Below are 20,771 nucleotides of genomic sequence, written 5' to 3'. Positions count from 1 at the left end.
CCTCTGCCGTCGTGTGAACTCTCTGTGACGGTAGGCACCTTCGGAGCTGGTTACCCGAACTGGCAGTTCGGGTAACCAGCGGTTCGGGAGGTCAGAGGAGACTCAGGCGTTCTGTGAGTATGTCGACCTGCTTCCGGTACGTGGGGCGTATGCGACGTCGAAGCCGAATGACCATGTCCTGGGCCAAGACGCTTCGAGCAAGGTCTTCAGGCGCTACCTGGAGCAGGTCGAGCAGGTGCACCAGGACCGCGGCATCCTCGCGTCGTAAGTCGTAGCAGCGGGCCACTTCAAGCAGGAAGGTAAAGCGGCGCTCCAGCGAAGGAAGGTGACTTGTATCGATCTGGTCTGCGACTCGCAGTGCCTCAGCGGTCTCGCCAGCCTCCATTTCGATGCTCACGCTGTGTAGCTCGACGTTGGTCGGTCCGAACACGGTCCACATCGAATTACCTTCGCCGACCCGTCGAGCTTGGGGGGCAGCCTTGTCCCGCAGGCGTTCCCGTGCATTTCGCCACTTCTTCCTGCGGGCATCCGCCACAACCGCCACGAGCTCCAACGCACCGGCCAGTGCCGCGGACTCGCCCTCTTGTGTGGTGCCGAGCTGCTCAATGCCGAGGCACGCGATCTGCTTGGCGCCCTCGTGCTCCCCGTCCGCGAGGAGAACGTGGCCAAGGTTCCATTGCGCTGCTGCGATGCGGATCGGATCGTCTGCGTCTTCGGTAGCTCGCAGGCCGCGATCAGCCACCATGAGAGAAAGATCGACCCGATCGGCTCGGCGGCAGTAGGACCGAAGGAGAAAGTAGAGGTCCGCTGCTGCGCGGAAGATCTCGCGCCGGGAAGCAGAGTCTGTGTTTGTCCTGTGGACGCGTACAGCATGCTCGGTGTCGGCGATCAGGCCCGGCAGTATGGTCGCCGCGTCGGTGAATCGCGTGGGGCTGGTCTGCCACATCCGCCACGCCGATTCCACCCGCTCCCGCAACAGCGTAGACGAGAGCGGCAAGAAACTCCTCGGGGTGCCATAACCCATCAGCGCGCGGGTGACGTCCTGGGCAATGGTGTTGTTCTTCCTGGGGGGCTCTCCAGAGGTCTCACTGAGCAGTGCTGATACTGGAACGCCGAGTTCGGCGGCGAGCGCATGGAGCACTGGCAGCGACGGTATTTTTAAGCCGCGTTCGATCTGTGAGAGATATTCTTCGGTGATGCCGCACAGGCCGGCGACTGCGGCTTGCTTGCGTTGTTTTTTCTCTCGCCAGTAGCGGATGCGCTCCCCGATAGGGAGGGTCACTGCCATCCCGGCCCCCTTTCCGACCGATGTGCCGAGCGTAGACCGAAGAAGGATCGAGGTGGCCCAGTTTGGAGTGATGGTGTGACAATCTGAAACGGCGTAGGCCAACTGGAGGTGGCAATGACAGCGTTTCGAGTCATTTTGTGGGACATCGACCACACGCTCGTGGACATGCGAGGTATCGGCCGTGACCTGTCCGCGCAGGCCTTCGAGCGAGTAACCGGAGTGCCGATGCGCCAGCAGGCGAAGATCGACGGCATCACAGAATCTGTGATCTTCCAGGAGACAGCCAAGCTCCATGGCTTGACCAGCAACCGGGAGGACTTCGAGCGGTTCGCCGACGCGCTCGCTGAAGCACACGTCCTACGACACGCCGATATCCGGGAACAGGGGCATGCTCTTCCTGGTGCGGCTGCCGCCTTGGATGCGCTGGCCGACCTCCCCGGTGTCGTCCAAACAGTGGTGACCGGGAACGTTCGTGCGGTCGCAGAGATCAAGCTCCAAACATTCGGGCTTGATCGCAACATCACCTGGGGGATCGGGGCCTTCGGCGAGGACGACGACATCCGTGCCGAGCTGGTGCGGATCGCGTTGAAGCGGGCTGCCGTCGCGTTCGGAGAAGCCGTGGAGCCCGCAGATGTGGTGCTCATCGGCGACACTCCCGCCGACGTGGAAGCCGCCGTGCAGAACGAGGTGCCGGTCGTCGCGGTGGCGACAGGGCGAAGTACCGCCGATGACCTGCGCGAGGCCGGAGCGACCTGTGTTCTGCCTAATTTGCGGGATACCGCCCTATTGGTGGCGATCGTGAACAATCGAGGCCAATACCCATAGGGAAAGCTCCCGGTGACCGGGACGGACTTTTTCCTATATCGACTCAGAAAAGGGTCGAATATCAATAACTATGCGGCAGTAGCGCTGTGTTCTATTTCTGGCTCCGACTGGGGCTTGGGTCGTCCTGCTGTCCTCGTCCTCCGGGGATCTCTGGCTGAGGACGAAGAGTCCGTGGCCGGGGCGCCCGGGACGTGTTTGCCGGGCCGGGTGGGGTGATCGCGTGTCTCAACGCCGGTCCGTGTCATCGGTGGGGTCGTCGAAGAGGGTCGGGGTGGTGGCCGTGCTCGCCCGCTGCAACTCACCGGGTTCGAAGAGGCGGATCACGCCGTACTCGCCGTCGTAGCCGGGATCCGTGACCACCTCACCCCGGCGCAGCCTGCCGATCGCCTCCCCGAGCGAGGGCAGGCGGGCTTCGAGGTCGCCGACCGGCACGTCCTGGAGGATTTTCAGCTCGGGGCCGAAGGCGGCGGTGAGCCGGTCCACCTCGCCGGTGACCTTCTTGCTGCTCGGCCCGACGTCCAGGATCTCGCCCACGATCTCCGGGAGCGGAACGAGGCTGTCGAAGACGGCGGTCTCGCCGGGCCGTACGCCTTCGGGACGGTCGGCCAGGTCCTCGACCCGGCTCAGCACGCCGATCGTGAGCGGTTTTCCGCACACGGGACAGATCCCGCCGTGCCTGCGCGTCTCCTCCGGCTCCATCCGGACGCCGCACTTGCGATGCCCGTCCAGGTGGTACCGGCCCTCCTCGGGGAAGAACTCGACCGTCCCCTCGTATCCGGCGCCCGTCCGCAACGCGCGCAGCACTGCGAAGTAGTCCAGGTCGACGTCGAACACCGTGGTCTCACGCCCGATCCTGGGCGGTGAGTGCGCGTCCGAGTAGCTCACCATGCGGTAGCGGTCCAGCCCGGAGACCCGCCGGTTCATCGCCGGATCGCTGGACAGGCCCGTCTCCAGCGCGAAGATGTGGCCGGAGAGGTCGCCGTAGCACTCCTCGACCGTGTCGAAGCCCGACTTGGAGCCGAACACGCCGAACCACGGCGTCCAGACGTGGGCCGGCACCAGATAGGCGCCGTCACCGGCGTCCAAGGCGATCTCCAGCAGGTCACGGGAGTCGAGGCCTAGGGTGGGCCTGCCGTCGGAGCTCAGGTCGCCGATCTGCCCGAGTCTGCGGTTGAAGGCCTCCGCCGCCTCGAAGCCCGGCACGTACACCAGGTGGTGGAGCTTGCGGGTGCGCCCGCCGCGCCGGTAGACCGTGGAGATCTCGACCGACAGCGCGAACCGCACCCGGTCGGAGGCGACGGAGGACGGCAGGGCCCGGGCGATCTCCCGGTCCAGATCCTCGCGCAGGCGGAACAGCCCCGGCTCTGCGGGGACGAGTTTGTCGCGTAGCTGCCCGAACCACGCCGGATGCGTGAAGTCGCCGGTGCCCATCAGCGTGACGCCCTTGCGCCGTGCCCACCAGGTCAGATGTTCCAGGTCGCTGTCCCCGCTGCAGGCCCTGGAGTATCTCGAGTGGATGTGCAGGTCCGCATGGAAGCGCATTCCTGACACTTTTCCACAGGAGGGCGTCCGTAACACGTGGCAGGCCGAGTTCGTCCACACCATGGAGGGAAAGGCCCGGGTGCCATCCCGAGGATCCGAGGTCCCCGGGATGGCTGGAGATCCGGACTCAGAACCCGCCCTGGCCGAGCGCGGCGACGACGCCTTCCGCGACACCGCGAGCGGAGGCGGGGTTCTGGCCGGTCACCAGGCGTCCGTCGGTGACGGTGTTGGCCGTGAAGTCGTCGGCGGGCACGTGGACGGCGCCCTGCTCCTGAAGGCGGTCAGCCAGCAGGAACGGGACCACATCCGTCAGACCGACAGCGCTCTCCTCGGCGTTGGTGAAGGCCGCGACCTTCTTTCCCGAAACCAGATGGGAGCCGTCGGACAGGGTGAGGCCGATGAGGGCGGCCGGACCGTGGCAGACGGCGGCCACGACGCCGCCACGCTCGTAAACCTCACGAGCGAGCCGGGCCAGGGCCAGGTTGTCGGGGAAGTCCCACATCGTGCCATGGCCACCCGCGAAGAGGACGGCGTCGTACCGTTCGGTGTCGATGTCGTCAGGGCGAGGCGTGTCGGCGAGCTGGGCGGCGACGCGCTCATCGGTCAGGAATCGCCGCTGAACCGGGTCGGCGGGGTCCTCGCCGTCACGCGGCGGGTTGCCTCCGGCGACACTGACCAGGTCCACCTCGAATCCGGCGGCGGTGAAGACCTCCCACGGTTCGGCTGCCTCGGAGACGTAGAACCCCGTCGTGCGTCCAGTCGATCCGAGGGCGGAGTGACTGGTCAGAGCGATAAGAACGCGCTTGGACATGCTCTTTCTCTCTTTCCTCAGGTGTTCGGTGAGCTGTGTCGCGGCACTACGGCGGCGACGTCCTCATCGTGGCCCCTGGTGATCCAATACGAAAGCCCGCCCCCCTGTTTCGGGAGAATGTCAGCGGCGCACCCCTCGGGCGGATGGCTCAGCGGTTCGTACGGCCCGCGCGGTCCGCCGCGAGTTCTGCCAGGTGTACGGCGCGCACGGACGACCTCCTGCGACGCAGGCCCTGGTCGAGCTGGCGGTAACAGCCGGGGTTGACCACGGCCACGTAGTCGACCCCGGCCGCTTCGATCTCGTCGAGCTTGGCGTCGAGGACCTTCCTGCTGTCCTTGGGCCTGACAAGGGAGTAACTGCCCGCAGCCCCGCAGCAGGTCCCCGCCGACGGTAGCTCGACGTACTCACCCAGCCGCTCCAGCAGCGTCCTGGGCTCGCGCCAGACGCCGAGACCGTTGCGCAGGTGGCAGGAGTCCTGCAGGGCGATGCGCGCGCCGGTCCCGGGGAGGCCGTCCCCGGTCCTCGGGAGGCCGTCCCCGGTTCCGGGGAGAGCCGCGCCGGTCCTGGGGAGGCTCCCGGGGAGGCCCTTGCCCCTCCCCGGGAGGTCTTTGTTCATCCCCCGGCGGTCCCGACCCGGGGTGGAGGGGGCTTCGGCCGGCAGGAGAAGGTCTTCCAGGAGATACTCGGAGAACTCCTTCACCCGGTCGCGGCCCAGCACGCTCGCCAGGTGGGCGGCGCAGCCGCCGGAGGTGGTGACGATCGTGCCGGGCAGCCGCTCGCCGAGTTCGACGGCCAGTTCCCTGCCCCGGGCGGAGTCGCCGTTGTGCGCGTGCAGCGCTCCGCAGCATCCCTGCGACGCCGGGGCGGCCAGTTCGGGGCGGAGGTCGCGGGCGGCCCTGCTCACCTTCGGGTAGAGGGCGCGTTCGAAGCAGCCCAGCATCAGGTGCGGGCCGGAGGGGGCGGGGCGGGTGCGGGCGTGGCGACGGAACAGGCCGAGCAGCCACAGCCGCAGCCGCGAGTCCACCGCGAACATCAGCAGCCGGACGATCAGGGGGCGCTTGGTGCCCTGCCACTGGTGGTCCCGCCACTCTTCGAGGAGCGCGCCGTACTCGACACCGGCGGGACAGACGGTCTCGCAGGCCCGGCAGCCGAGACAGAAGCTCGACTCCTCCTGGAGCCGCAGGTCGTTGTCCGGCAGCGTGCCCTCCTCAAGGGCGCGCATCAGCGTGATCCGGCCGCGCGGCGAGGACGACTCTTCCTTGGTGAGCGCGTAGGTGGGGCAGGCGGGCAGGCAGAACCCACAGGAGATGCAGCGGTCGAGCAGTTCGGGGGTGAATACGCCCAGGGGCGAGGCGGCTGAGGCGGAGCCGTCGGGGGTGAGGGCGCTCGGGGGCGGAACGTCCGGGGGTGAGCCTTCGGGGGTGAAGGTGCCCGGGGCCGAGGTGGCCGGGGGTGAGCCGTGGGGAGCGGGGTCGTTCACGGGCCTGGCCTTCCGAGGGGCGTTCACGAGCCGAGCTTTCCTGGGTTGAGGATGCCCGCGGGGTCGAAGGCGGCCTTGATCCGGCGGAGCAGCGCCATCTGGTCGGCGCCGAGCCGTTCGGTGAGGTAGGGCAACTTGGCGGCGCCGACGCCGTGCTCGCCGGTGATGGTGCCGCCGAGCTCCATCGCGGCCCGGAAGATGTCGCCGAAGGCGTGGTGGGCGCGTTCGATCGCGTCGGTGTCGCCCGCGTCAACCACGCAGGTGGGGTGCAGGTTTCCGTCCCCCGCGTGGCCGAAGGTGGCGATCGTGAGGCCGTACCGCTCCGCGACGGCGTCGATGCGGTCGACCATCTCGGCGATGCGCGGCCGGGGCACGCTGGCGTCCTCCAGGATCGTGACCGAGCCGAGGCGCGACAGCGCGGGCAGCGCGCACCGTCGCGCGGCGAGCAGCGCCTCCGACTCGGCTGCGGCGCCCGCGACGGTCGCCTCGAGCGCGCCCTCGCCGAGACAGATCTCGGCCATGCGGGCCAGGTGGTCGCCGACGGGAGCGGCGGCGCCGTCGTCACCGAACAGCAGCAGCGCCCCCGCGTCCGACCTGAGCCCGAGCCCGGCGTACGCCTCGACGGCGTCGACGCACTTGGCGTCCAGGAACTCAAGCGTCGCCGGGACGACCCCCGAGCCGATGACGCGCGCCACGGCCCGTCCCGCGTCGGCCAGGGTGGCGAAGTACGCCAGCCCGGTGCCGGTGGTCTCGGGGGCGGGGGTGAGCGCGACCGTCGCCTCGGTGATCACGCCGAGGGTGCCCTCCGAGCCGGTGAGCAGGCGGGTGAGGTCGTAGCCCGCGACGTCCTTCCACAGCCTTCCGCCGGTACGGATGACCTCGCCGGTCGCGAGCACGGCTTCGAGGCCGAGGACGTAGTTGCGCGTGACGCCGTACTTCAGGCCGCGCAGGCCGCCCGCGCACGTGGCGATGGTGCCGCCGATCGTGGCCACGGTCCTGCTGCCGGGGTCGGGGGCGTACAGCAGGCCGTGTGCCGAGGCGGCCGCGGCCAGTTCGGCCGTGGTGACCCCCGGCTGGCAGACCGCGAGCAACTCGTCGGCGCTGATCTCCAGGATGCGGTCGAGCCTGGTCAGCACCAGCACGATGCCGCCGCTGAGGGGAACGGTCGCGGCGCACAGGTTGGACCCGGCCCCTCTGGGGACGACCGGCACCGAACGCGCGCCGGCCAGCGCGAGCACGGCCGAGACCTCCTCGGTCGAGGCGGGGTGGACGACGGCGCCCGGCATGGCGGAGAAGAGCGGGGTCGCGTCCCTGGCGTACGCGGCGACGTCCCCCTCCGCGTCACGCACGTGATCCGCGCCGACGATCGCGCGTAGCTCACGCAGCACGGTCGCGTCGATCGTCTCCCCGCGCGCGGCGGTTCTCATGGTCTCTCCCCTGGTGTACGGCGGTGCGGTTTCACATGATCGCCAGCTGGCCGCCGTCGATCACCAGCTCGGTGCCGTGGATGAACGCGGCGTCGTCGGAGGCCAGGAAGGCGTACCCGGCGGCGACCTCCTCCGGCAGGCCCGCCCTGCCGAGCGGGATGTGGTCGCGCTCGTAGGTCGAGACGAAGTCGTCGAAGAGGTCGGCCGAGATCGTCGCGTTCAGCGGGGTCTGGATGTAGCCGGGGCAGAGCGCGTTGACGCGGATGCCGTACTTCCCCAGCTCGACGGCCATGGTCTTGGTGAGCAGGAGCACGCCGCCCTTCGAGGCGTTGTAGTGGGCGTAGTCCGCCTCTCCGCCGAGCCCGTTGGTCGACGACATGTTGAGGATGACCCCGCCCGACCCCTGCGCGACCAGACGTTTCGCCACGGTCTGGGCGACCAGGAACATGCCGCGCAGGTTCACCGCGACGATCCGGTCCCAGTGCTCCGGGGTGATCTCGAGGAACGGCTCGCGCCACGCGGTGCCCGCGTTGTTGATCAGCACGTCGATGCCGTCGAGCGCCTCGACCGCGGCGTCGACCAGCCGTGTCACGTCCCTCTCCGAGCTGACGTCCCCCGGCAGCCCGCCCACCTCGCCGAGCTCGCCCAGCTCGGCCACGGCCCGCTCGACCTCGGCCTGGTCGAGGCCGCCGACGAAGACCCGGGCGCCCTCCTGGAGGAACCTGCGGGCGGTCGCGGCGCCGATGCCGCTGCTGCCGCCGCTGATCAGCACCCGTTTCCCGGCCAGGCCTCGCATCACGCCTCCCCTTTCACAACATGACCTTGCTTCACCGCACGGCGCTTCATCGCACGGCTCCCCGGGCGGCGACGCGCAGCTCGGTGACGACCCGGCCGCCCTCGACGACGTGGACGACGTCGAAGAGGTTGAGGACGGGGCAGGCATGGCTCGGGATGAGCCGCACTCGTGTGCCGACGGGCAGTTCGTCGTCACGAGCGTGCCCCGGTTCGAGGTGGGCCACCCCGTGCTCCTCGTTGAGGAACTCCATGTGCAGGTACGGCAGGCCGACGGCCGCGATCCAGCCGGGGGTGCCGGTCCCGTCCGAGGTGAGGCACTTGGTACCGGCGTCGAGCACCACCCGCTCGGGGGACGGGCGCCCGACCACCGTCGTCAGCACCCGGGCGCCCGTGGTCTCCTCGGTGGCCACGCCGAGTCGCATCATCGCCGTGTCGTTGAAGATGTAGGTGCCGGGACGGATCTCGGTCACCCCGGCGACTCCGGCGACGTGGCGGGCGGTCGGTGTCGAGCCGACGCTGAGCTCCCGCAGCTCGATCCCCTCGCGCGCGCACAACTCGGCGGTGGCGACCAGGTCGGCTCCCTCGCGGCGGGCGGTCTCCGCCAGTTCCTCCGGTGAGCGCGAGTGGTAGGCGTGACCCGCGAGGGTGAGCAGGCCCACGACCTCGACACCGGGGATGGCCGCGATCTCGGCGACCAGGTCGGCGGTCGGGCGGCCAGGAGGGCGGCCCAGCCGGTGCATGCCGGTGTCGACCTCGACCAGGACCTCGACGGGCGACCCCGTCTGGCGTCCCAGCCTGCCGAGGCCCGCGGCGACCTCGGGGGAGTCGAGGCTGACCCGCACCTTGGCGCGCTCGCGGAGCGCGGCGAGGCGGCGCAGCTTGGGCTCGCCCCAGATCGGATAGGCGAGCAGGATGTCGTCGATGCCCGCGTCGGCCATGATCTCGGCCTCACCGAGCTTCGCGCAGGTGATGCCGGTCGCGCCCGCTTCCAGCTGCATCCGGGCCAGCTCGGGGATCTTGTGGGTCTTGATGTGCGGACGGAGCCTGACGCCGTGCGTCGCGGCCACCTTCGCCATCTCGGTCACGTTCGCGCGGACCACGTCGAGATCGATGATCAGCGCCGGAGTGTCGATTTCTGGATACATCGCTTGGACCGCCCCTCTCGGCTGTACGGCGATTGCTGTCGAAAGTAGCACTAGTTCCGCAATGCGGTCTAGAGTTCCGTTATACGGAATCTGACAGGCATTTCTGTGGTGAGCCTTGCGGGAGAGGCGTTCCAGGGGGTGGCCAGTGCTTGAAAGCGAGGGGCGGGAGTGCCCGGACGGGGAGTCCGTGCCGGGCGTCCCGGTGGGGATGTTCCTCGGACCCTTGACAGGTCGTTCGTTGTGGTGGTGTTCTATCGCGTATTCGGAATAGCATTCTGCGATACGGAATAGGAGAGCACATGAGGCTCGGCACGGTGCGAGTCGACGAGGGGCGGCTCGCCGCGGTTGAGCGCGACGGGCTCTGGTACGCGCTGGATGTCCCCGAGGGCCCCGAGGGCACTGCGCTTGAGGCGGTGCTGGCGGCGGGAGCCGAGGAGACCCGGCGTCTGGCCGCCTCGGCGACCAGGAAACTTCAGGACGCGGTCCCGGTGGCGCCGCTGCGTCCCGGCAAGATCGTGGCGATCGGGCTGAACTACCTGGACCACATCCGCGAGGCGGGGATGGAGAAGCCGGAGCGCCCGCTGATGTTCGCCAAGTTCCCCTCCAGCGTGATCGGTCCCGGCGAGCCGATCGTCCTCGACGAGGAGCTGACGGAGCGGGTCGACTGGGAGGTCGAGCTGGCCGCCGTCATCGGCGCCCCGCTCAGGTACGCGAGTCAGGCCGAGGCGCTGGCGGGGGTCGCGGGATACACCGTGGCCAACGACGTGTCCGCCCGCGACCTGCAGTTCTCCGACGGCCAGTGGACGCGCGGCAAGAACCTGGACACCTTCTGCCCACTCGGCCCCGTCGTCGTGACGCCCGACGAGCTGGGCGACCCGCAGTCACTGGCGCTCAGAACGGTCGTCAACGGGGAGACCGTCCAGGACTCCAGCACCGCGGAGATGCTCTTCGGCGTCGCCGAGCTGCTGTCGTACTGCTCACGCGCCTTCACCCTCGAACCCGGCGATGTGGTGCTGACCGGCACTCCCTGGGGATGCGGTGAGTTCATGGACCCCCGCCGTTCGCTCAAACCGGGAGACGTCGTCGAGGTGAGCGTCGAGGGCATCGGCACCCTGCGCAACCCCGTTACGGGCCGGCGATGACCGCCTGGCCGTACCTCAGGCCCCCGAAGAAACCCCGAACCTCAGAGCTTCCCCAAACCTCGATGCTTCCCCCAACCTCTGCGATCCCCCAGACAGGAGTTCCCGTGAGACAGGCACATCCGACCGGTGGCGGGTCCCGGTGAAGGCTCTGGTGTTCACCGGGCCGGGTGTAGTGGAGGTGCACGACGTTCCCGAGCCGGAGCCCGGTCCCGGCGACGTGCTGGTGCACGTGGTCACCTCCGGCATCTGCGGCAGTGAGCTGCACGGCGTCAAGACGCCGGGCTTCCGGGTGCCGCCGCTGGTGATGGGGCACGAGTTCGCGGGCCGTACCGAAGAAGGCCGTCCGGTCATCGTGAACCCGATCCTCTCCTGCGGCGAGTGCGACGTGTGCGCGCTGGGGCTGCGCAACGTGTGCAGGAAGCGGCGGATCGTCGGGGTGCACACGCCCGGCGGGTTCGCCGAGCGGGTCGTCGTGCCCGAGAGCGCGCTGGTCCCGCTGCCCGACGGGCTCGGCTGGACGGCGGCGGGCGTCGTCGAGCCGGTCGCGAACGCCGTGCACGCGTGGGCGCTGGCCGGGGCTCCCGCGGGGGCCAGGGTCGGTGTCATCGGCGCGGGCGCCATCGGCCTTGCCTGCCTGCAGGTGGCCGTTTCCGGCGGGGCGGGCCGGGTCGAGATCGCCGACCGCTCGGAGAGCCGCAGGGCGATCGCGGGCGGCCTCGGCGCGGACGCGGCGGTGTCCGAGCTGACCGGTGAGTACGACGTGGTCTTCGACGCGGTCGGCGCGTCCGCGACCCACGAGCAGTCGCTCGCCCGCCTGCGCCCCGGCGGGGTGGCGGTGTGGCTGGGGCTGGCCGACCCGACCGCCGGATTCGACGCCGCCGACCTGGTACGCGGTGAGAAGCGGGTGCTCGGCTCCTTCGCCTACCGTGACACCGACTTCGCCGCCGCGGTCGACCTGGTCGGAGACTGGGACCTCAGCTGGGTCGACACCTTTCCGCTCGCCGAGGGCGCCGAGGTCTTCACCGCCCTGATGAACGGCCGTGCCACCCCCGTCAAGGCACTGCTCACCCCCTGAAACGAGGTACCACATGGCCAGGATCGTCCTGGTGGGCGCAGGAAGCATCACCTTCGCCAAGAATCTGCTCTCCGACATCCTGACCTTCCCCGAGCTGACCGAGTCGACGATCGTGCTGCACGACATCGACCCCGCGCGGCTCGCGACGGCCGAGGCGATGGCCACCTGGATGGTCGCCGAGCTGGGGCTCGGCGCCAAGGTCGAGGCCCACCTCGACCGCCGGGCCGCCGTCGACGGCGCCGACTACGTCATCAACGAGATAGCCGTCGGCGGGCTGGCCGCCGTACGGCGCGACTTCGACATCCCCGCCAGGTACGGCGTGCGCCAGACGATCGCCGACACCCTCGGCATCGGCGGGATCTTCCGGGCGCTGCGCACGATCCCGGTGATGGTCGGCCTCGGCGACGACCTGGCCGAGCTGGCCCCGGACTCCGTGCTGTTCACCTACACCAACCCGATGTCGATGATCCCGTGGGCGGTCTACGCGGGCACGCCCTTCCGCAACGTGGTCGGCGTCTGCCACGCCGCGCGCGACACCCAGCGGACCCTGGCCGGGATGGTCGGCGTGCCCGAGGAGGAGGTCTCCTTCCTCACCGCGGGGGTCAACCACCAGGCGTTCGTGCTGCGCTTCGAGCGCGACGGGGAGAACCTCTACCGGCGTCTGGACCGGCTCATCGAGGCCGACCCCGAGCTGCAGCGCCGAGTCCGCGTAGAGATTTACCGAAATTTCGGTTATTTCCCGACGGAGTCGAGTGAGCACGGCTCGGAGTACCTCCCCTGGTTCCTCTCCAGACCCGACCAGATCGAGCACTACCGCATCCCGGTCGGCGTCTACCTCGACTGGCTGGCCGACGGCTTCGCCGACTACGAGGAGCAGAGGCGCTCCCTTGACGCGGGCACGGGCGTGACCATCCAGCGCGGCGACGAGCTGGCCTCGCTGGCCATCCACTCCATCGAGACCGGCACCCCCCGGCTCATCCACGGCAACGTCCGCAACGCGGGCCTCATCGCGAACCTCCCCGAGGACGCCTGTGTCGAGGTGCCCTGCCACGTCGACAGGTCGGGGGTGCTGCCGATCAGGATCGGTGAGCTGCCCGCCCAGCTCGCCGCGCTCAACAGGGTCACGCTCAACGTGAGCGAGCTGACCGTGAAGGCCGCCCTCGAAGGCCGCCGCGACCACGTCTACCAGGCGGCCCTGCTCGACCCGAACACCGCGGCCAGCCTGCCGGTCCGCCGGATCCGCGAGCTGGTCGACGAGCTGATCGCCGCCCACGGGGACCTGCTGCCCGAAGGCATCAGGAGCTGACCATGAGCACGCCCGACATACCGCTTTCGAGCTACCGCCCGATCTCCCAGCTCAGGGTCCCCGTCAACCTCGTCGAGCGCGCCCGGACGCCCGTCGTCGACGCCCACATCCACCTCGGCCGCTGGCTGACCGAGGACGGCGACTGGATGGTCAAGGACGTTCCCGCGCTGCTCGGCACCATGGACGAGCTCAACCTGCGCGGCATGGTCAACCTCGACGGCCGCTGGGGCAGGGAGCTGGCCGAGAACATCGAGCGCTACGACGCCGCCCACCCCGGCAGGTTCGCCACCTTCTGCCACGTCGACTGGTCGCAGACCGCCGAGCCCGGGTTCGGCGAGCGGCTGGCCGCGCAGCTGCGCGCCTCGGTCGCCGAGGGCGCGGCCGGCCTGAAGGTCTGGAAGGACGTCGGCCTGCACGTGCGCGACCACCGCGGCGAGCTGGTCATGCTCGACGACGAACGGCTCGCCCCGCTCTGGGCGACGGCCGGTGAGCTGGGCATTCCCATCGCCCTGCACACCGCCGACCCCGTCGCCTTCTTCGAGCCGATCGACGAGCGCAACGAGCGGCTCGAACTGCTGGCCGCCCGTCCCGACTGGGCGTTCTCGGGGCCGCGGTTCCCGTCGTTCGAGCGGCTGATGGAGGCCATGGAGGCGATGGTCGACGCGCATCCGGCGACGACCGTGATCGGGGTGCACGCCGGATGCTGGCCGGAGAACCTCGGCTGGGTCGGCGGGATGCTCGACGACTACCCCAACTTCCACATCGACATCGCCGCCAGAATCGCCGAGCTGGGCAGGGCGCCGCGGGCGACCCGCGAGCTGATCCTGCGCCATCCGGACCGCGTGCTGTTCGGCACCGACGAGATCCCGCCGCATCCGGAGGTGTACCGGATCCACTTCCGCTTCATGGAGACCGCGGACGAGGCGTTCGCCCACTCCCTGGACGACCCGCCGCTGATGGGCCGCTGGACCATCTCCGGGCTCGACCTGCCCGACGACGTGCTGGCCCAGGTCTACACCGGCAACGCGCTCAGGCTCGTGCCGAGGCTGGCATGAGTGTCCCGTCTGCCTCGGCACGTCGGACGCGAAGACGGTGCTCACCCCCGCGAACACCGAAGTCAACGCCCTCTTCCAGTGACCGTCGCGACGGCCGGGAGCCGTTGCGGCGTCCCGGCGGCGCGGCGGCCGTTCCGGCGGCTCCCACAGGGGGGAGCCGGGCCGGGCCTCGCCACCCGCTCACGGTGACGGGAAGCGGGCGGCGAGGTCACCGGCGGCTCACCCGGCGGCCGGGTCACCGGTGGTGGTTCAGCGGCAGGGCGTGTACGGCTTGTCCTTCAGGGAGTAGTCGCTCGCCTTCTTGATGGAGTTGAAGTTGAACGCGGTGGAGTTGGCGTCGGCACAGAAGGTCTTCGGTGAGGTCTTGTACTCCACCTGGAACACCGGCTTGCCCGCCTTGACGAAGGCCGTGAGCTCGTCGCACTCGTCGAACTGGAAGCACTCCTCGTTGACCGCGAAGTCGAAGCTCGACACCAGGTCGGGGACCTGACTCAGGTCGTTCTTGAGCGCCACGGACAGTCCGTGCCGGTGCCCCATGTCGGCCAGTGCCCGGTTGTAGATGAGCTGGGTGGCGGGGCTGACCTTCCAGCCGGTGACGGACGCGCCCTCCTCGTGCGCGTTCACGACGTCGAACTCGACACCGTCGAACCCGGTGCTCGCGCACTTGGCGACCCTGGCCTCCATCATCCCCAGCAGGAAGTCGCGTTGTCCCTTGTCGTTGTTGATGTTCGCCCAGCGCTCGTTGGGGAACTCCGCGCTGAACGGCTTGCCCAGCAGGGACTTGCCGTGGCTGTTGTGCCAGGTGAGGAACTGCTGGTAGTCGGGGCGGAAGTCCTCGATCGACCCGGCGTCGACGTAGCAGATCGCCTTGGCGCCCCGCGCGTGGATCGCCTTGACGGCCGCCGTGTTGGGCGTGGTGTTGTTGCCCGCGACGGCGGCGTCCGCGTAGAGGTCGATGTCGAACACGCTCGGCCGTACGCAGGCGCCGCCCGTCTGCGGGGCCACGCAGATGTCGACGTTGATGCCACCGGTCGAGGCGTAGGCCGAGTTGCCCTCGAGCTGGTACTGCCAGCGGCTCTGGACCGGCGGATGCCAGGTGCCGGCGCTCGCCGTGGTCCCTGCGGTGCCCGTGGCGGTCGAGGTGCTCGCTGCGGTGGCACCTGCGGTGGCGACGGGGGACAGGAACGCGGCCGCGGTCACGGCCAGCAGGGCGACGAAGCGGCGCGGGGCCCTGCGTTGAGCGAGGAAGGTGGTCAAAACACTTACTCTCTTTCCGTATTACAGAATGGAATTCCACGATCAAGGAAATCGAGAAAGGGGGGAGGCTGTCAACCCTTGGGCCGATCTCTCAGACCCCCGAAGGGGCCGTGGACCGTGCCAGATCGTTTCTGGTTACCCCGCATCTTGACCATGCGGTGCCCCGTCTTGCAGCCTATTCCGTATAACGGAATGCTGGTCCGTATCGCGGACAGTCGCTATACTCACCGCACGCAGCGGTTAAGGCCGCCGTGCTCTGTGGAAGGAAAAGTCCCATGGCACGCATCGTGTTCGTCGGCGCGGGCAGCGTCGAGTTCACCAAGAACGTCCTCTCTGACATCCTGACATTTCCGGAACTGGGGGATTCCACCCTGGTTCTTCATGACATCAATGCCGAGCGGCTCGCGACCGCGGAGGCCATGGCCACCTGGATGGTCGCCAAGCTGGGGCTCGGCGCCAAGGTCGAGGCCCACCTCGACCGCCGGGCCGCCGTCGACGGCGCCGACTACGTCATCAACGAGATAGCGGTCGGCGGTTATGCCGCGACGCGTGTCGACTTCGAGATCCCGCGCCGCTACGGCCTGCGCCAGACGATCGCCGACACTCTCGGCATCGGCGGGATCTTCCGGGCGCTGCGCACCATCCCGGTGATGGTCGGCCTCGGCAATGACCTGGCCGAGCTGGCCCCGCACGCGCTGCTGCTCAACTACACCAACCCGATGGCGATGATCCCCAGAGCCGTCTACCAGGGCACTCCGTTCAAGCGGGTCGTCGGGCTGTGCCACTCGGTGCGCGACACGCAGGCCCGGCTCGCCTCGCTCGTCGGCGTGCCCGAGGAGGAGGTCTCGTTCGTCACGGCGGGCGCCAACCACCAGGCGTTCGTGCTGAGGTTCGAGCACCGGGGCCGCGACCTGTATCCGGCGCTCGACGAGGTCATCGCGCGGGATCCCGAGCTGCGCAGGACCGTCAGAGTGGAGATGTATCGCCGTTTCGGCCACTTCCCCACCGAGTCGAGTGAGCACGGCTCCGAGTATCTCCCCTGGTTCCTGCACCACGACGACCAGGTGGAGCATTTCCGCATCCCCGTCGAGATCTACCTGACCTGGCTTGAGGAGAACCTCGACACCTACGAGGAGACGAAGCGACGGCTGGCGGCGGGGGAGGGTGTCGAGATCGAGCCCGCGATGGAGCTGGCCTCCGAGGTCATCCACTCCATCGAGACGGGAACCCGCAGGGTGGTGCACGGCAACGTGCGCAACGGCGGCCTGATCGCCAACCTGCCGCAGGACGCCTGCGTCGAGGTGCCCTGCCTGGTCGACAGGTCCGGGATGCAGCCGACCGCGATCGGCGAGCTGCCGCCCCAGCTCGCCGCGCTGAACACGACCTTCCTGAACGTGGGCGAGCTGACCGTGCGGGCGGCTCTTGAGGGGCGCCGCGACCACGTCTACCACGCGGCCATGCTCGACCCGAACGCCTCGGCCACGCTCACGCTCCAGCAGATCCACGATCTCGTGGACGAGATGATCGCCGCCCACGGCGACCTGCTTCCCGAGGGGGTCCGATGAGACGCGCTCTCACCGCCACCACGGCCGCCGCGGCGGTCTTGACACTGGCCGCGTCCGGCTGCTCGGCCTCCGGGCAGCAGGCGCAGGGACCGGTGGAGATCACCGTCTGGCACGGCCAGGAGGACAACTCCGCCAAGGCGATCGAGAAGCTCGTCACCCGGTTCAACGAGACGCACAAGGACGTCAGGGTGCGCGTCGAGTCCGGCGGGGCGACCGCGGACGGCATGCTCCCCAAGATCACCGCCGCGCTCACCTCGGACGCCTACCCCGACATCGCCTACCTCTACGGCTCCTGGGCGCCCAACGTCGCACGCAACCCGAAGGTGGCCGACCTCTCCGAGTACGTGAAGACCCCGGAGGCGGGCTGGTCGGACTTCTGGGCCAACGAGCGCGAGGCGGTCACCGTGCAGGGGAAGGTCATCGGCTTTCCCGCGGTGGTCGACAACATGGTGGTCCTCTACAACAAGAAGCTCCTGGCCAAGGCCGGGGTCGAGCCGCCGAAGCCCGACTGGACCTGGGCCGACTTCAGGGCCAAGGCGAAACAGGCGACCAACGCCGCCGACGGCGTCTTCGGCACCACCTGGCCGATCAGCGGTGGTGAGGAGGCCGTCTGGGGGCTGTGGCCGATGCTCTGGCAGGCGGGCGGCGACATCCTCGCGCCCGACCAGAAGAAGGCCGTCTTCAACTCCCCGGCGGGACAGCAGTCGCTCGAACTGCTGCGCGCCATGGCGGTCGACGACAAGTCGGTCTACCTGGACTCCAGCCCCGCCGAGAAGGGCCAGAAGCTGTTCGAGTCGGGACGGCTCGGCTTCTTCCTGTCCGGTCCGTGGGTGCTCTCCGACCTGCAGTCGGCGAAGGTCGACTACGGCGTCGCGCAACTGCCCGGCACGAACGGCAACCACGAGACGGTCTCCGGGCCGGACAACTGGGTGGTGTTCAAGCACGACGAGCGGCGCGTCAAGGCCGCGACCACGTTCCTGAGCTGGCTGACCTCGGCCGAGCAGGAGCTGGAGTGGATGACGGCCACCGGATCGCTGCCGATCCGTGAGTCGATCACCAAGCTGCCCGGCTACCAGGACTACCTGAAGAAGTATCCGGGCATCGAGGTCATCTCGGCCAACCTCGCGAACGCCAAGCGGGTCAGGCCGGCGACGACCAAGTATCCACGGGTCTCCTCCTTCGTGGCCGACGCCATCGCGCAGACCCTGCTCGGCAAGTCCGACGCCAAGGCGGCGCTGGACGAGGCCGCCGCCAAGTCGGACGCGGCGCTCGCCGTACCGGGATCATGAGCAGCACCGCACCGGCGCTGAGCCGCGCCGAGACCGCCGCTCCCGGAAAACCGGGAAAATCGGGAAAACCGGGAAAGCAGCCCGATCGCAGGAAGCTGGCCGACAACGTCACCGGATGGTCCTTCGCGGGCCCGGCGACGCTGATCATCCTCGGCTTCTCGCTGATCCCCATGGCGTGGGCGCTCATGCTCTCCTTCACCGACTCCGACCTGATGTCCCCCGGACGCAACGTCGGGCTCGACAACTACCGGGCGCTGATCCAGGACCCGGTCTTCTTCCAGGCGCTCAGGAACACCGCGCTGCTCGTGGTGATCTACATTCCGGCCTCGCTGGTCGCGGGACTGCTCATCGCGGTGCTGCTGAACAGGAAGGTGCGCGGCATCGGGTTCTACCGGGCCTGCTTCCTGGTGCCCTACATCGCCTCGGCGACCTCGGCGGGCCTGCTCATGGGCTACATCTTCGATCGCGACTTCGGGCTGATGAACGGGCTGTTCGTCAAGCTCGGGCTGCCGGTCCAGGGCCTGCTGAGCAGCCCGTCGCAGGCGATGTTCGTGCTGACCCTGATCTTCTTCTGGACCCGCTTCGGGTTCTCCGTCGTGATCTACCTGGCCGCGATCCAGGAGATCAGCAAGGAGGTCCTTGAGGCCGCCTCCATCGACGGCGCGGGCAGATGGGCCACGTTCCGGCACGTCATCGTGCCCTCGGTGCGATCGATGACGATCTTCCTCGCGGTCTGGGGGCTGATCGACGCGCTGCAGTTCTTCGACCTGATCGTGACCACCACGAAGGGCGGCCCGGCCAACGCGACGGTGACGATCGTCTACTACGTCTGGCAGCTCGCCTTCAGCTTCTTTACCGCCGGGTACGGCGCGGCCGTGGCGTACGTCCTGTTCCTCGGCACCCTGCTGCTGATCGTCATCGGCCTGCTGATCGCACGCAAGAAGGGGGTCATGTGATGAGACGCCGTCTGCCCAGCGGCTGGCACCTGCTGCTCGCGCCGATGTCGGCGGTGACCGTGCTGCCGTTCGTCTGGATGGTCCTCAGCTCGGTCATGACCCAGGGTGAGCTGAACCGGTTCCCGCCCGCGGTCTGGCCGGAGGGCATCGACCTGGGCGGCTACCGCACGGTCCTGCAGGGTTCCGACTTCCCCCGCTGGTTCCTCAACAGCGTGATCGTCTCCGGCGCGATCGTGCTGGCCCAGCTCGTGCTGTGCAGCATGGCGGGCTACGCCTTCGCCAGGATCAGGTTCGTCGGGTCCAGGATCGTCCTGGTCCTGGTGATCGCCACCGCGCTGATCCCGTTCCAGCTCACGGTGATCCCGACTTTCCTGATCTTCAACAAGGTCGGCCTGACCGACACGCTGGGCGCGCTCATCGTGCCGCAGCTCAGCTCGGCGGTGGGCATCTACCTGATGACCGCGTTCTTCCAGTCCTTCCCCAAGGAACTGGAGGAGGCGGCGCGGATCGACGGATGCTCCAGGTTCGCGGTGTTCTTCAGGGTCGTCCTGCCGGTGGCCAAGCCGGCCCTCGCCGCCCTGGCGGTCATCACCTTCATCACGGCCTGGAACGACCTGTTCTGGCCACTGGTGGCGATCAGCTCGGAGGCGAACTACACGGTCCAGGTCGGGCTGACCACCTTCCAGGGCCAGCATCGCGCCGACTGGCCCGCCATCATGGCGGGCACGGTGCTCACGACGCTTCCCGTGCTCGCCGTTTTCCTCTTCGGCCAGCGCCGATTCGTTCAGGCGCTGACCGGCGCGGTCAAGGGCTGACAGGAGGGCGGGAGCTCAAGGAGTGCTCCCGGTAGGGGTTGGCGGGCAGCCCGGTGACAGAGGTCCGGCAGCGCAGCAGCTCGCCGCCCGTCGCCCCGTCCCAGGCGGTGGTCACGTACAGCACGTCGAGGTCGGGCCCGCCGAACGCGCAGCTCGTCACGTTGGTCGCGGGGATCTCGACGGTCAGGTCGAGGCCTCCGCCGGGACGCAGGCGCAGGACCGCTCCGCCGCCCCACAGCGCGACCCACACGTGGCCGAGCGTGTCGACCGTGATCCCGTCGGGCAGCCCCCGCAGGATCTCGGCGAACACCCGGCGGTTGCCGAGCAGCCCCTGGGCGGGGTCGTAGTCGAAGACGTCCACCCGGCCCGTCGGCGTGTCCACGTAGTACAGCAGCCGCTCGTCCGGGCTCCAGGCGATGCCGTTGGAGATCGTGACGTCCGTGAGCACCCGCTCGCAGTGGCCGTCCTGGCCGAGCCGGTAGAGCGCGCCCGCCCCCGGGGTGTCGTCCTCCGCCTTCGTGCCCGCGAAGAACCTGCCCGCGCGGTCGCAGGCGCCGTCGTTCATCCGGTTTCCCGGACGCTCGGCCGCCGTCACCGGCGCGATCAGCTCCAGGCCGAGGCCGCCCCCCGGTACGGGGCCATTCCCCGAGGGCTCCCGCGCGGCTGCGGGCTCCCGTACGGCATCGCCCCCGGCTGAACCGGTAGAGGACGCCGTCCACGCACTCTCCGGGAGTACGGCGAAGCCGTCCCTGACGGCGAGCGCCAGCCCTCCCCGCGCCCTGGGGACCGCGACCCCCACCGGCATGCCCACGTCGATCGTGTCGTGTGAGTCGTCGGCGGGGTCGAGGCGGTGCACTCTGCCCGCCGGGATGTCGACCCACAGGAGGGTTCCCGTGCGCTCGTCCCAGCGGGGGCCCTCGCCCAGCTGCGCCCGGGGCACGGGAACGATCCGGGGTTCCGAGACCGTGGTCATGACAGGTCCGCGAAAGAGGCGTGCG

Annotated in this window: 18 protein-coding genes; 9 read left to right on the top strand and 9 right to left on the bottom strand. The window is 69.1% G+C overall.

The annotated features are described in order from the left end of the window. Positions 1-91: 91 nt before the first annotated feature. A complete protein-coding gene (locus AB0395_RS27385) occupies positions 92-1,288 on the bottom strand; it encodes a helix-turn-helix transcriptional regulator (RefSeq protein WP_366285539.1) in 1,197 nt (398 codons plus the stop codon). 114 nt (positions 1,289-1,402) lie between these two features. On the opposite strand from AB0395_RS27385, the gene AB0395_RS27380 reads away from it, so the two are divergent. After that, on the top strand, positions 1,403-2,113 hold the full coding sequence (locus AB0395_RS27380) for a haloacid dehalogenase-like hydrolase (protein ID WP_366285536.1): 711 nt from the start codon (positions 1,403-1,405) through the stop codon (positions 2,111-2,113). Positions 2,114-2,338: 225 nt separating this feature from the next. Here the strand turns inward: AB0395_RS27380 and AB0395_RS27375 are convergent, their stop codons facing one another. The 6 genes from AB0395_RS27375 to AB0395_RS27350 all read right to left on the bottom strand — a co-directional run bounded on the left by AB0395_RS27375 (position 2,339) and on the right by AB0395_RS27350 (position 9,313). After that, positions 2,339-3,655, bottom strand: a complete 1,317-nt coding sequence (locus AB0395_RS27375) for an endonuclease Q family protein (protein WP_366285533.1) — start codon at positions 3,653-3,655, stop codon at positions 2,339-2,341. 127 nt (positions 3,656-3,782) lie between these two features. Further along, positions 3,783-4,466, bottom strand: a complete 684-nt coding sequence (locus AB0395_RS27370; protein WP_366285530.1) for a type 1 glutamine amidotransferase domain-containing protein — start codon at positions 4,464-4,466, stop codon at positions 3,783-3,785. Between the two features lie 148 nt (positions 4,467-4,614). Continuing rightward, positions 4,615-5,973, bottom strand: a complete 1,359-nt coding sequence (locus AB0395_RS27365) for a heterodisulfide reductase-related iron-sulfur binding cluster (RefSeq protein ID WP_366285527.1) — start codon at positions 5,971-5,973, stop codon at positions 4,615-4,617. Further along, positions 5,970-7,373, bottom strand: coding sequence for an FAD-linked oxidase C-terminal domain-containing protein (locus tag AB0395_RS27360; RefSeq protein ID WP_366285524.1), 1,404 nt, complete (start codon positions 7,371-7,373; stop codon positions 5,970-5,972). Before AB0395_RS27360 ends, AB0395_RS27365 begins: the two co-directional genes overlap by 4 nt. A 31-nt stretch (positions 7,374-7,404) precedes the next feature. Then, positions 7,405-8,169, bottom strand: a complete 765-nt coding sequence (locus AB0395_RS27355; protein WP_366285521.1) for an SDR family oxidoreductase — start codon at positions 8,167-8,169, stop codon at positions 7,405-7,407. A 46-nt stretch (positions 8,170-8,215) separates the two neighbouring features. Continuing rightward, on the bottom strand, positions 8,216-9,313 hold the full coding sequence (locus AB0395_RS27350; RefSeq protein WP_366285519.1) for an alanine racemase: 1,098 nt from the start codon (positions 9,311-9,313) through the stop codon (positions 8,216-8,218). 299 nt (positions 9,314-9,612) lie between these two features. On the opposite strand from AB0395_RS27350, the gene AB0395_RS27345 reads away from it, so the two are divergent. The 4 genes from AB0395_RS27345 to AB0395_RS27330 all read left to right on the top strand — a co-directional run bounded on the left by AB0395_RS27345 (position 9,613) and on the right by AB0395_RS27330 (position 13,891). Beyond that, complete coding sequence (locus AB0395_RS27345) at positions 9,613-10,455, top strand: fumarylacetoacetate hydrolase family protein (protein ID WP_366285516.1); 843 nt, start codon at positions 9,613-9,615, stop codon at positions 10,453-10,455. A 139-nt stretch (positions 10,456-10,594) separates the two neighbouring features. Next, on the top strand, positions 10,595-11,530 hold the full coding sequence (locus AB0395_RS27340; RefSeq protein WP_366285514.1) for an alcohol dehydrogenase catalytic domain-containing protein: 936 nt from the start codon (positions 10,595-10,597) through the stop codon (positions 11,528-11,530). Between the two features lie 13 nt (positions 11,531-11,543). Then, entirely contained in the window at positions 11,544-12,836 is a 1,293-nt protein-coding gene (gene melA, locus AB0395_RS27335) for an alpha-galactosidase (RefSeq protein ID WP_366285511.1), read from the top strand. A 2-nt stretch (positions 12,837-12,838) separates the two neighbouring features. Continuing rightward, positions 12,839-13,891: an amidohydrolase family protein gene (locus tag AB0395_RS27330; RefSeq protein WP_366285508.1), complete on the top strand. Its 1,053-nt coding sequence runs from the start codon at positions 12,839-12,841 to the stop codon at positions 13,889-13,891. A 249-nt stretch (positions 13,892-14,140) separates the two neighbouring features. Here the strand turns inward: AB0395_RS27330 and AB0395_RS27325 are convergent, their stop codons facing one another. Continuing rightward, entirely contained in the window at positions 14,141-15,148 is a 1,008-nt protein-coding gene (locus AB0395_RS27325) for an endo alpha-1,4 polygalactosaminidase (RefSeq protein ID WP_366285506.1), read from the bottom strand. 275 nt (positions 15,149-15,423) lie between these two features. Here AB0395_RS27325 and AB0395_RS27320 point away from each other — a divergent pair, with 275 nt between their 5' ends. From AB0395_RS27320 to AB0395_RS27305, 4 genes are read left to right on the top strand one after another with little or no spacing between them, the layout of a single operon-like run. Continuing rightward, entirely contained in the window at positions 15,424-16,713 is a 1,290-nt protein-coding gene (locus AB0395_RS27320) for an alpha-glucosidase/alpha-galactosidase (protein ID WP_366285504.1), read from the top strand. Then, positions 16,710-18,002 (top strand): ABC transporter substrate-binding protein, encoded by a 1,293-nt coding sequence (locus AB0395_RS27315; protein ID WP_366285501.1) that lies wholly within the window; start codon positions 16,710-16,712, stop codon positions 18,000-18,002. The genes AB0395_RS27320 and AB0395_RS27315 overlap by 4 nt, the downstream gene beginning before the upstream one ends. After that, positions 17,999-18,958 carry a sugar ABC transporter permease gene (locus AB0395_RS27310; protein ID WP_366285498.1) on the top strand — a complete coding sequence of 320 codons (960 nt, stop codon included), beginning with the start codon at positions 17,999-18,001 and terminating at the stop codon, positions 18,956-18,958. The genes AB0395_RS27315 and AB0395_RS27310 overlap by 4 nt, the downstream gene beginning before the upstream one ends. After that, the gene (locus AB0395_RS27305) at positions 18,958-19,773 is read left to right on the top strand and encodes a carbohydrate ABC transporter permease (RefSeq protein ID WP_366285495.1); all 816 of its coding nucleotides are present in this window, start codon (positions 18,958-18,960) and stop codon (positions 19,771-19,773) included. Before AB0395_RS27310 ends, AB0395_RS27305 begins: the two co-directional genes overlap by 1 nt. Here the strand turns inward: AB0395_RS27305 and AB0395_RS27300 are convergent. Then, complete coding sequence (locus AB0395_RS27300) at positions 19,763-20,746, bottom strand: SMP-30/gluconolactonase/LRE family protein (RefSeq protein WP_366285492.1); 984 nt, start codon at positions 20,744-20,746, stop codon at positions 19,763-19,765. The genes AB0395_RS27305 and AB0395_RS27300 overlap by 11 nt on opposite strands. Positions 20,747-20,771 lie beyond the last annotated feature (25 nt).

The organism is Streptosporangium sp. NPDC051023 (assembly GCF_040689595.1).
Taxonomy (GTDB): Bacteria; Actinomycetota; Actinomycetes; order Streptosporangiales; family Streptosporangiaceae; genus Streptosporangium.
Note: the sequence above shows the minus strand (reverse complement) of the source record. Positions and strands in the feature narration are given on the sequence as shown.